A 10,750-nucleotide genomic window follows, 5' to 3' on the forward strand; every position below is an offset into this window, starting at 1 on the left:
CTTGTAGGAGTGAGCCTGCTCGCGATAGAGGCCAGTGGCCTAAGCGCTGACCTTGAGGCCAATCAACCCGGTAATGATCAACGCCACACTGGCCAGCCGAATCAATGCCATCGACTCGCCAAACAGAATGATCCCCGCAATCACCGTGCCCACGGCACCGACGCCGGTCCAGATCGCATAAGCCGTACCCAGCGGTAATTCCTTCATTGCAAGACCCAGCAGGCCAAGGCTGATGGCCATGGCCGCAACGGTCAGTACGGTGGGGAGCGGGCGGGTGAAGCCGTCGGTGTATTTCAGGCCGACGGCCCAGCCGACTTCGAACAGGCCGGCGAAAAACAGAATGATCCAGGACATGAGAGACCTCCATCGATTGACGGGGCCGTCCCCAGATTGATAACTCGATCGAGCCGCAGGGTCGTCCCCGCGTAGCGCAACAGTCTGCCGAGCATTAATCCGGGGATCAAGTTTGCCGGTCAGTCGGCCGGCTGCTGCGCTAGCGCCTCACGGTCTTCTTTCTCGCTCATGCGCCGGAAGTACGTCGAGAGCAACGCCCCGGAAATGTTGTGCCAGACGCTGAACAACGCGCTCGGCACCGCCGCCAGCGGCGAAAAGTGCGCGCTGGCCAAGGCCGCGCCCAACCCCGAATTCTGCATGCCGACTTCCAGCGCCAGCGACTTGCGCTGCGCCAGTGGCAACTTGAACAGGCGCCCGGTGAAGTAACCCAGCAAGTAGCCGAAGCTGTTGTGCAGCATCACCACGGCCATGATCAGCAGCCCGGATTCGGCAATCTTCGCCTGACTGGCAGCTACTACGGCGGTGACGATGATCACGATGCTGACCACCGACACCAGTGGCAACACGTCCACCGCGTGGCGCACCTTGTCGCCGAGCACGCGTTGCGCGACCACGCCGAGCACGATCGGCAGCAGCACCACTTGCAGAATCGACCAGAACAATTCCATGAACGAAACCGGCAACCACGCCGAAGCCAGCAGCCAGATCAGCGCCGGGGTCAGCAACGGGGCGAGGAGGGTGGTGACGGCGGCAATCGCCACCGACAGTGCCAGATCGCCGCGGGCCAGCCAGGTCATGACGTTGGAAGAGGTGCCGCTTGGGCAGCAGCCGACCAGAATCACCCCGACCGCGATTTCCGGCGGCAGGTGGAAGATCTGGCAGAGCAACCACGCCACACCTGGCATGATCACGAAATGTGCGACCACGCCCAAAGCCACGCGCCACGGATGGCGGGCGACGGCAGCGAAGTCATCGAGTTTGAGGGTCAGGCCCATGCCGAACATCACCAGCCCCAGCAGCGGCACGATCGCACCCTTGAGACCGAGAAACCACGCCGGTTGCAGGAACGCGATCACGGCGAAAATCAGAACCCAGTAAGCGAAAGTGTTGCCGACAAAGCGGCTCAGTGCAGCCAGTGCGCGCATGGCCTGTTCCTTATTATTAGTTACACCACAAAACCAATTGTGGGAGCGGGCTTGCTCGCGAAAGCGGCGGGTCAGCCAAGTTAATGTTGAATGACACACCGCTTTCGCGAGCAAGCCCGCTCCCACATTGGGATTTCACAAGGGTTTTAGATCCCCTGCGGAGTCTCTTCACCGCCCAACGCTTCCACCAGCGCCGGCAGGAAGTCGCCGAAGGTCAGCATCATCAGGGTGAAGCTGGCGTCCAGTTGGCCTAGGGCCTCGTCGCCACCGTCCTGTTCCGCCTGATCCTGCAGCAGGTCTTCGAACTTCAGGCGTTTGACGGTCATCTTGTCATCGAGCATGAACGACAGTTTGTCCTGCCAGGCCAGCGACAACTGAGTCACGACTTTACCGGTGCTCAGGTGCAGCTGGATTTCTTCGCTGGTCAGGTCCTGACGCTTGCAACGCACGATGCCGCCGTCTTCGTGGGTATCGCGCAGCTCGCATTCGTCCAGTACGAAGAAGTCCGGTGCTGCTTGCTGGGTGGTGACCCACTCGGTCATCACGGCCGTCGGTGCGGTTTTCACGGTCAGCGGACGCACGGGCAGGGTGCCGAGCACTTCACGCATTGTGGAAAGCAGGTCTTCGGCACGTTTCGGGCTGGCCGAGTTGACCAGGATCAGGCCCTGTTTCGGCGCGATGGCGGCGAAGGTCGACGAGCGACGGATAAAGGCGCGCGGCAGGAACGCCTGGATGATTTCATCCTTGATCTGATCGCGTTCCTTCTTATAGACCTTGCGCATCTGCTCGGCTTCGATCTCTTCGACCTTCTCCTTGACCGCATCGCGCACGACGCTGCCCGGCAGAATGCGTTCTTCTTTACGCGCAGCGATCAGCAGGAAGTCACCGCTGACGTGCACCAGTGGCGCATCTTCGCCTTTGCCGAACGGCGCGACGAAACCGTAGGTGGTCAACTCCTGGCTTGCACATGGACGCGCCAGTTTGGTGGCCAGTGCAGTTTCCAGCGCCTCGGCATCGACAGGCAGGTCTTGGGTCAGGCGATAGATAAGCAGGTTTTTGAACCACATGGGGTGAGTCTCTCCTTTATACAAAGGGGGGCATTATTGTCTTCGCCGGGTCATAGGCCAACCCTTCTCTAAGCCTTTGGAAGGCCTGAGAAAATTAATTAAAAAAGTGCTTGCCAGAGGTTGGGTCGCTCCGTAGAATGCGCGCCACACCGAAGCGAAGGGTGATTAGCTCAGCTGGGAGAGCGTCTGCCTTACAAGCAGAATGTCGGCGGTTCGATCCCGTCATCACCCACCATTCGTTTCAAGTGTTTAGCGCAGCGGTAGTTCAGTCGGTTAGAATACCGGCCTGTCACGCCGGGGGTCGCGGGTTCGAGTCCCGTCCGCTGCGCCATATTCGGTAACCTGGACCACTGAACGCCAGGTCACCACGGAAAAACCCGCTGAAGCGGGTTTTTTTCTGTCTCAAGTTTGTACCTTGTTCCATCGGGTTTGTGTCGTTTCACCGGTTTTCAGATTTTTTTGAAAAAAAACTTCAATTAAATCAACACATTACGAAAACTTGTGGCATAATGCTCCCCGTAACGAAGCGAAGGGTGATTAGCTCAGCTGGGAGAGCGTCTGCCTTACAAGCAGAATGTCGGCGGTTCGATCCCGTCATCACCCACCATTCGTTTCAAGCGTTTCGCGCAGCGGTAGTTCAGTCGGTTAGAATACCGGCCTGTCACGCCGGGGGTCGCGGGTTCGAGTCCCGTCCGCTGCGCCATATTCGGTCACCTGGACCCACTGAACGCCAGGTCACCACAGAAAGCCCGCCTAGTGCGGGCTTTTTGCTGTCTGCGATTTGCGAATTTCTGCAATGCCTGTGTGGCGAGGGGATTTATCCCCGATGGCCTGCGCAGCAGGCCGAAAGTCTTCAAGCTGGGGCTGCTTCGCATCCCATCGGGGATAAATCCCCTCACCACAAATCATCTCCTCGTCTTCTCACTGTTCGGCATTGCGACTGTGCCGATAATCGCTCACCGCCTCATACACCGCTTTGCGCAAGCGGTTGATCCCGCCAATCGGTCGGTGCGCCTCGATACCAAACCACGGATTGAACGACAGGTTGTCGCACGCCAGATTCAATGCCGGCGTGTCAAAGTCCTGCGCAGGCAGGGTGATTCGCGCCACACTTTCGAACGGTGAATCCTGCTCGCGCCACTCGATGCTGGTGTCCTCGATTGGCATGTACTTGTTCGCGTCCTGGCGCTGAATCTGCAGCACAAAACACGCTGGCACCCGATCCGTCGACAGTTGCTGGTTCAAGGCGCTGCGCAGGAAATTCGGCAGGTCGTGGTTTTGTGGGGGCAGGGCATACGCCGGGCAATTGTCCGGATCCGGCGCGACTCGAAACTTCACATTTGCCTCCCCGAATTTGTAGGGCGATACCGAAAAGTACGTGGTCGCCGTCGGGCTGTTCGGTGGCGGCGCCAGGGTCGCCAAGGCGATGAACGGTGGCGGATCTGCCAGTTGCGCGGATCCCAGCCAGGAAAGAACGCCATCATCTTTTTGCCGTCAGCCTGAGCCGTCACATTCTGACGATACTCGGCGACATCGCTGACAAAGAAATTCGGGTGGCTGAACATCACGAAGTTTTGCTCGCGGCGTTGCTGACGGTCGCCGAGCAATGGTTTGCCGGGCACATCGAGCAGTTTGATTGCCATGCCCCGGGCATCGCGGATGCTGTCGAACTGCGGGTAGGCGTTGCCATTGGACAGGCGAATCATCGCCTGCCAGGTTTTGCCTGGTTCGGTGAAAACACCTTGGCGCAGCGCTGGTGTCAGTTCCGGCAGCACCGTCACTTCGGCTTTCACGCAACCATGGGCCTTGGCATGCGCGTCGCGCAGATAACGGGTGCCTTCACGGTGTTGATCGACGATGCGTACGGCGGTCTGGATCACGTCCTGGGTCATCGCCGCTTCACCGGCGGGAACCTGTTCCTGCGCTGACACCGGGCCTCTGTGTTGCCAGACGAACCATGCGCTCGCGATGGCCCAGCCCAGCAGGCCGATAATCAGCAATGTCAGTAGGGCTTTGCCCAGCAGGCGCCCCAGCCACATCCAGACGCGGGCGAACATCGACGGTCTTTTATACGGGTCGATCCTCATGGCAATTGCGGCTCCAGTGGTCCGCCCAGTACTTTCAGGTATTCCAGCAAGGCCCAGCGCTCCTCTGGTTGCAGCAGTCGGCCGATGACCCCACTGCCGCGCTCGCCGGCGCGGAATTCATGACCGCTGTTGTGGTTGCCGCTAATCCGCGTGTCGAACAGGAAACCATTGGTAAAGGCTTCGGTGCGATACCCCAGATGGCGCGGGTCGTATTCGAACGAACCTTTATAGAACGTCGTGGCGCGCTCATCCTGCGGTGACAGCAGTTGATAAAGGCTCGGTACTGAACCGTTGTGCAGAAACGGCGCGGTGGCCCAGATACCGGCCAACGGCCTGGCCTTGTAGGCGACCTTTTCGCGTACGCCGATCGGCAGTCCGAAGCCGTCGAGTTGGGGTTTTTCCTGCGGGGTGACGCCGGCCTCGCGATAGGCGCGGTTCTCGACGAACGCGGTGACGTAGGCCAGGCCCTTGGCCACCGAGAGCTGGCTCAAATCCAGTGGTTCGGTGGGCGTCGGATGCAACTTCACATCCATCTGCTCCAACTCCTTCAGGTCCCATTGCAGCGGCGTCAGGTCGAAACGGTGGTTGGCTATGTTGGTCGCCGCATTCGGATCGGTACCGATTACCTCCACCGGCAGCAGGTGCAAATGCTGCACCCAGCGTTCGCCCTCCTGGGTCTTGCGCGGCACGTGGCAACCGGCGCAGTTCTCGGCAAACAGCGCGCGGCCCTTGGCAGCCAGTGGTTTGTCCACCGCACCCAAGACATCTTCCGGCCAGGCGGGTGGTTGCAGGTGTTGCAGGGTTTCTTCGATTTTGTGCAGATCACGCACGCGGACACTGGAGGCGTAACGGGCATCGCCCTGCAGCGGCTGGCCATTGCTGTCGAAGAAATTCAACGTGGCGCCGACACCCAGTGCCTCCCCGATGTTGCGCGCCATCGGTTGCTGCGCCGAACCGTTCCACTGCACCCAGTCGAACGTCCACATGTCCCACAGTTGCGGGTAGTCCACCGGTGCGTTGGCCACGCGGTAGTTAGCGGGGGAGATCGCGTCGCCGAAGGTGGCGTTGGCGATGCGGCCGAATGCGTCGGTGCGGCCCGGGCCTTCTTCGGTAGGGTAGAGGCCGCGATGCGTGTCGTTCCAGGCGACTTTGAGGAAGATGTTCAGCGATTGCTTGAAGTCTTTGCGCAGTTGCTCGTGGCGTGTCTCGTAGTCATCGCCCAGAACATTTTTGGCGAAACGCTCGAATTTCCACGGGTTGTAGTAAGTCGCGGCCAGACTCGCGACCAAGGCTTGTCCGAAACTGCCACCGCGCAATGTAGGAACGCTGGAAGGCAAGACATGCTGCGCCGAACCACCGTCAATTCGCACGGCCTGGCCCTTGAAGCGCAATTCGCCAGTGTGGCAGGCGGCGCAGGTGATATCGAGATAATGCTCGGTGCCACCGGGATTCGCGTGGCGGGCGAAGCCGACCGGCAGATTGCCGGGGTTGTTCGACGTGGCTTTCTGCTGTGGATCAACCAGAAAACCGAAGCGTGCGAGGTATTCCGGGGACGCGAAACGCTGCTGAGAGAAGGGCAGTTCCAGCGCCTCGAACCATTCATAGCGCAGGCCTTTGACCTGTGTGCCTTGCGGCGTGAAGTAGTAGGTCTGGCGTTCCTCCTCGCTCCACTGCTGCAGGTAATGCACCTGTTGGGCCGGGATATAGAAGGGCAGTTTCGGGTTGGCGACGTAGTACAGAATCACTGCCAGAGCCAGTCCCAGCAGCACAATGATCAGTGCCAGCACACGGTATAAGAGGCGCAAGATAAACATCCTTGTCGAGTTGTTGCCTTGTTATGCCTCAGCTGTTGCAGGTGCGGCAAGTGGCCATTACGCCAACTGTCGTAGGAAGTCTCATCAGCCCTTGTCAGCTTCAGATGACAGAAGCTTCATCGTCCCTTGGCCCGAATGCGTTTTAATCCCTGAACTTATCGGACATTTCCTGCTCTCATGCCGGTAGCCATTGGTCGTGGCGGCCTGATAAGCTCGCGGCTTTACTCGATTGCCCTTTCGGCGCATGAACAAGGAAATAGCATGAAACAGCATCGGTTGGCGGCGGCGGTAGCCCTGGTTAGCCTGGTCCTCGCGGGTTGTGATTCGCAGACCAGCGTAGAGCTGAAAACCCCGGCGCAAAAAGCTTCCTACGGTATCGGCCTGAACATGGGCAAGAGCCTTGCTCAGGAAGGCATGGATGATCTGGACTCCAAAGCGGTAGCCCAGGGCATCGAAGATGCCGTCGGCAAGAAAGAACAGAAGCTGAAAGACGAAGAACTGGTCGAAGCCTTCGCCGCGCTGCAAAAGCGTGCTGAAGAGCGCATGGCCAAGATGAGCGAAGAGTCGGCAGCCGCCGGCAAGAAATTCCTCGAAGAAAACGGCAAGAAGCCTGGTGTCACCACCACCGCTTCCGGTCTGCAGTACGAAGTGGTCAAGAAAGCCGACGGCCCACAGCCCAAGCCTACCGACGTCGTGACCGTTCACTACACCGGCAAGCTGACCAACGGCACCGTGTTCGACAGCTCTGTTGAACGTGGCAGCCCGATCGATCTGCCGGTCAGCGGTGTGATCCCGGGTTGGGTTGAAGGTCTGCAACTGATGCACGTTGGCGAGAAGTACAAACTGTACATCCCTAGCGATCTGGCTTACGGCGCGCAATCGCCAAGCCCGGCAATCCCGGCCAACTCGGTTCTGGTCTTCGACCTGGAACTGCTGGCCATCAAGGATCCAGCCAAAGAAGACGCCGCCGCCAAGTAATCGGCTGTAGCTTCGAAGACAACGCCTCGCTTATGCGGGGCGTTGTTGCATCTGGACGATGCTGGCGGTAAACAGAGCGAACGGATGGCGCTTACAGCAGTCCTAGAGATTGAGGCTGCCAGCGCTAGACGCCCTGAGCCGCCAAGTCAATGAAATATTGGGGTTTTTTATGTGAGTAAAAAACGCCCGATCTGAGCGCGGCCCTTATAAAACGGGGCTTTCAGCGCTGAAATGCAGCTCTGTTCACAAGGTTATCCACAATTTGTGTGGATAACATTTCAACGGGAGAAATAGATGAAAGCGCCGTGGAATTTCGCCCGATTTCTGCCCCTCGCCGGTCGATTGCTGGCGCGTGGGCGTCTGCCGACCCTGTTGTTCGCGGTGGCGAGCAAAGGAGCGGCGCAAGGCAATCGCCTTGGCAAACTCAAGGAAGATCTGCGTTTGCTCCAGGCACTGTGTCTTGCATACTGGCGTGGCGAATACCGAGCGATCAGCCCGAAAGCCATCGTCTCGGTGGTGGCGGGCCTGATGTACTTCCTCAGCCCGGTGGATGCGATTCCGGATTTCATCCCGGTGTTCGGCATGCTCGATGACATCGCCGTTCTGGCTTGGCTGATGAAAACCCTCGACGATGAGCTCAATGCTTTTCGGCTCTGGCGCAACCGCCAGCAGCCGGAAAAACTCGCGGTGGTCGAGCGCCTGCCTGATACTCCCGAGCAACTTCAGCTTCAGGGCCCGAAAAAGCCCTGATTCACTTCGCCTGCAGACAGATAGATACCCCCCGCGACCTTGGCCGCTGTTAGGATTACACTTCTAGGGAAAAGTGCCGACTCGCTAAGTGTTGTTGTCCTACGGGGTAGTCATGGATATTCAGATAATTGCACGCGATGGCGAACCCGAGTATGCGGTTCTGCCATGGGTCCAGTATCAGGCTCTACTGAAAGCAGCAGGCATCAACGAAACACCGCCGCAGCACGCGCCAGCGCCGGCCGCCGCAACGCCGGACCCGATTCTTCCAGGTCTGGATCAACTACGCAGTTTGCGCGAAGGGAAGGGCATCGCCATTGAGGCGCTGGCCCGCACGGTAGGCATCAGCCCGTCTTATCTGGCCATGATCGAAAGCGGCGAGCGTCAACCTGACGCCGCGATTCGTCGCAGCCTGGCCTGGGAACTGACGGTGCCGGGTTGGAGGGATGAATCGTGAGCGTACGCATCAGTCGTCAACATTGGGACGGATTGCTCGGGGAGCTGGATCAGGCGCGCAGGCAGCGCCATCTGTTGACCTATCGAGCCTTGCTCGAACGTTTGCAACTGCCGACGCCGGCGATGCAGACGCTGACCGCGGCACTTGAGCATCTGGCCGCGCTGGACGCCAAGGCTGAACAGCCGTTGCGCAGTTCGCTGGTGATCAGCCAGGGTGCCAGCCGTTTGCCACGTACCGGTTTCTTTGAGTGTGTCGAGCGTCTTGGACGCTTTTCCGGGCCGTCCGATGGCGTCGCGGCTGCTTCCTGGCATGCGTCGGAAGTGGTCAGGGTGTTCGAATACGAGTACCCGGAATCGGCGGAGGCCTGAGTGTTCTTACGACTCAAGGCGTCAGCCAGTTACTGGTTGGCCCGCAGGCTGTTTCACTGGTCATGGTTTGTCCGCCAGCCCAGAGGCTGGCGCTGGCTCGAAGGGCAGTTTGCGCGCATGGCCAATCTTGGCGATGTCGGCGCGCAGAGCTTTTATGGGCACATTCTGACGTTTCGCGGGGTTGGCCTGGGTGCCCGCGAAGAGGGTGTGCGGCTGTTGCGTCTGGCGGCGCTCGCCGGCGACGGCAAAGCGGCCTATCAGGTCGGCGTGATCAGCTTGGCCGGTACGCCGAGCAAAGCGCCGGATCCGGCCGAAGCGGCGCGCTGGTGGACGTTGGCCGCCAAGGCCGGTCACCCGTTGGCCGAGCTCAAACTCAAAGAATTGAGCGCTCGGGATTAAACCCGGTAAATCATTTTGTATCGCTCGATAAACGTGGCGTGAGGGAAACCTCACGCCACGTTTGCGTTTATCGCTATACGTTTTGTAGTAATCAGCCTTTTGCGGATTAGTCCTACAGCAAACACCTACTCGCCTGACTTCTTTCCTGATTGATCCCCCGCAAAGTCCCCGCGCCTAATTTTTGCGCGAGGGAACGCTCATGTTTGACCCGGTTTTTCATTCCACCCCGCATCGTCGCGTGCGCTGATGGAAGCCGTCAGCCGTATCGAGCAGGAACTCGACAGCTTCCCCGACTCCCTCAGCCTCTATCGCCAACAACTTGAGCATTGGTTGAATCGCGCGGCCGACCAGGTCAGCCACGCGGCGGACCTGCCGTCGCTGATGGGCATGGAGCGGGTTATCCGCTTTGGTGATCGCGTCACCGCGGTCAGCACGGGCGACAGTGAGTTTGCCACCGGCGTCGTGCAGTGCCCGAAAAGCGGGGTGCTGGCGATCGAGAGCAAATTCGAGTCGGTGTACGACATTCCGCTGGGCGACATCGTGGTGGATGTGGTGGCGGTGGGTGATGGCCAAACTTTCCCCGTCGCACTTGATGCGCAAGGCCGGGGAACATTCGCCGGTACGCCAGGCAAGTTCTATCGCGTGCAGGTGCACAGCGACGTTACCCCGGAGCAGATCGGGGCGCTGTTCCAGTCCTACGACGGCTTGACCGGCGAGCTGGATGGCTGGTTGCGCAGCGAGTGGCAGGGGTTCAAGCCGCAGTGGTCGCAGTCGGTGGCGACGGCGGCGGGCAACGGCATGCTCGCCGGGAGCTGGGCGGCGATCGAGGGGGTGTGGGACAGCATCGGCATGCTGTCGGAGATTCTCAAGGATCCAGGCGCATTTGCCGAGCGGCTGGGAAGCGGCGCGGCTGATCTGATTCATCTCGCAGAAGCAGCTCCGGATGTCATGCAGAAACTGCAGTTGCTGGTCAGTGATGAAGCGGCGCTGTGTTTGCTGTTGCGTGCGGCGAGTCTCTGGCTGGAGATGCTGCCGCCCAGCCAGATCGCCGGCAAAACCGCTGAAACGGCGTCGATGATGATCGTGCAGGTGCTGATCGATGTGCTGATCGGCGTTGTGTTGACATTCGTCGGGGCTGGCGCCGGGATCGCTTATCTCACGCTACGCCTGGCGGATCGCGCCGCCCAGTTGCTCTCGGTTGTGAAACGCCTGGTCAAGGCGATGTTCGGCATCGTCAACACGTTCATCCATTACGTCGATCAATACAAAACTGTCGCCGCGCGGGGTATCGCCGCCGGGGTGAAAAAGGGCCGCATGCAATTGCGCTGGGATGCGAAGCGCAATGCCGCCCTGAAGAAAAACGAGCACCACGATAACGCTCCCGATCAAGCGAA

At 59.6% G+C, this 10,750-nt stretch carries 9 protein-coding genes, 4 tRNA genes and 2 pseudogenes; 10 read left to right on the top strand and 5 right to left on the bottom strand.

Translation table 11 applies throughout. The annotated features are described in order from the left end of the window. Positions 1–39: 39 nt before the first annotated feature. The 3 genes from sugE to rdgC form a co-directional block, all read right to left on the bottom strand. On the bottom strand, positions 40–354 hold the full coding sequence (gene sugE / locus ACOYXI_RS27860; protein WP_003223093.1) for a quaternary ammonium compound efflux SMR transporter SugE: 315 nt from the start codon (positions 352–354) through the stop codon (positions 40–42). Positions 355–473: 119 nt separating this feature from the next. Then, on the bottom strand, positions 474–1,439 hold the full coding sequence (locus tag ACOYXI_RS27865) for a bile acid:sodium symporter family protein (protein WP_096797726.1): 966 nt from the start codon (positions 1,437–1,439) through the stop codon (positions 474–476). 146 nt (positions 1,440–1,585) lie between these two features. Further along, positions 1,586–2,506: a recombination-associated protein RdgC gene (gene rdgC / locus ACOYXI_RS27870; protein ID WP_003223096.1), complete on the bottom strand. Its 921-nt coding sequence runs from the start codon at positions 2,504–2,506 to the stop codon at positions 1,586–1,588. Positions 2,507–2,665: 159 nt separating this feature from the next. Here rdgC and ACOYXI_RS27875 point away from each other — a divergent pair. The 4 genes from ACOYXI_RS27875 to ACOYXI_RS27890 all read left to right on the top strand — a co-directional run bounded on the left by ACOYXI_RS27875 (position 2,666) and on the right by ACOYXI_RS27890 (position 3,209). Continuing rightward, positions 2,666–2,741 (top strand) — tRNA-Val (locus tag ACOYXI_RS27875). 19 nt (positions 2,742–2,760) lie between these two features. Further along, a tRNA-Asp gene (locus ACOYXI_RS27880) sits at positions 2,761–2,837 on the top strand. A gap of 200 nt (positions 2,838–3,037) precedes the next feature. Next, positions 3,038–3,113, top strand: a tRNA-Val gene (locus ACOYXI_RS27885). Positions 3,114–3,132: 19 nt separating this feature from the next. Beyond that, positions 3,133–3,209: transfer RNA gene (locus tag ACOYXI_RS27890), tRNA-Asp, on the top strand. Between the two features lie 218 nt (positions 3,210–3,427). Here ACOYXI_RS27890 and ACOYXI_RS27895 read toward each other — a convergent pair. Together ACOYXI_RS27895 and ACOYXI_RS27900 are read right to left on the bottom strand one after the other, a co-directional pair. Beyond that, positions 3,428–4,593: pseudogene (locus ACOYXI_RS27895) on the bottom strand (catalase family protein). Beyond that, on the bottom strand, positions 4,590–6,398 hold the full coding sequence (locus ACOYXI_RS27900) for a di-heme-cytochrome C peroxidase (protein ID WP_210559128.1): 1,809 nt from the start codon (positions 6,396–6,398) through the stop codon (positions 4,590–4,592). Before ACOYXI_RS27900 ends, ACOYXI_RS27895 begins: the two are co-directional and overlap by 4 nt. Before the next feature lie 270 nt (positions 6,399–6,668). On the opposite strand from ACOYXI_RS27900, the gene ACOYXI_RS27905 reads away from it, so the two are divergent. The 6 genes and pseudogenes from ACOYXI_RS27905 to ACOYXI_RS27930 all read left to right on the top strand — a co-directional run. Continuing rightward, entirely contained in the window at positions 6,669–7,385 is a 717-nt protein-coding gene (locus tag ACOYXI_RS27905; protein ID WP_007966725.1) for an FKBP-type peptidyl-prolyl cis-trans isomerase, read from the top strand. A gap of 294 nt (positions 7,386–7,679) precedes the next feature. Continuing rightward, entirely contained in the window at positions 7,680–8,135 is a 456-nt protein-coding gene (locus ACOYXI_RS27910; RefSeq protein WP_027613367.1) for a YkvA family protein, read from the top strand. Between the two features lie 112 nt (positions 8,136–8,247). After that, a complete protein-coding gene (locus ACOYXI_RS27915) occupies positions 8,248–8,589 on the top strand; it encodes a helix-turn-helix domain-containing protein (protein ID WP_461675533.1) in 342 nt (113 codons plus the stop codon). After that, positions 8,586–8,957 carry a hypothetical protein gene (locus ACOYXI_RS27920; protein WP_003223109.1) on the top strand — a complete coding sequence of 124 codons (372 nt, stop codon included), beginning with the start codon at positions 8,586–8,588 and terminating at the stop codon, positions 8,955–8,957. The genes ACOYXI_RS27915 and ACOYXI_RS27920 overlap by 4 nt, the downstream gene beginning before the upstream one ends. Beyond that, positions 8,958–9,356 (top strand): SEL1-like repeat protein, encoded by a 399-nt coding sequence (locus tag ACOYXI_RS27925; protein ID WP_098967903.1) that lies wholly within the window; start codon positions 8,958–8,960, stop codon positions 9,354–9,356. It begins immediately after the preceding gene. 246 nt (positions 9,357–9,602) lie between these two features. Beyond that, a pseudogene (locus ACOYXI_RS27930) lies at positions 9,603–10,750 on the top strand (type IV secretion protein Rhs); the annotation flags it as partial.

It is taken from the genome of Pseudomonas sp. G3-19 (genome assembly GCF_054855875.1).

What these genes read in the sequence shown, in the direction of transcription:
- sugE (WP_003223093.1), bottom strand. Translation starts at nt 354, where the DNA reads ATGTCCTGGATCATTCTGTTTTTCGCCGGCCTGTTCGAAGTCGGCTGG.
- ACOYXI_RS27865 (WP_096797726.1), bottom strand. Translation starts at nt 1,439, where the DNA reads ATGCGCGCACTGGCTGCACTGAGCCGCTTTGTCGGCAACACTTTCGCT.
- rdgC (WP_003223096.1), bottom strand. Translation starts at nt 2,506, where the DNA reads ATGTGGTTCAAAAACCTGCTTATCTATCGCCTGACCCAAGACCTGCCT.
- ACOYXI_RS27905 (WP_007966725.1), top strand. Translation starts at nt 6,669, where the DNA reads ATGAAACAGCATCGGTTGGCGGCGGCGGTAGCCCTGGTTAGCCTGGTC.
- ACOYXI_RS27910 (WP_027613367.1), top strand. Translation starts at nt 7,680, where the DNA reads ATGAAAGCGCCGTGGAATTTCGCCCGATTTCTGCCCCTCGCCGGTCGA.
- ACOYXI_RS27915 (WP_461675533.1), top strand. Translation starts at nt 8,248, where the DNA reads ATGGATATTCAGATAATTGCACGCGATGGCGAACCCGAGTATGCGGTT.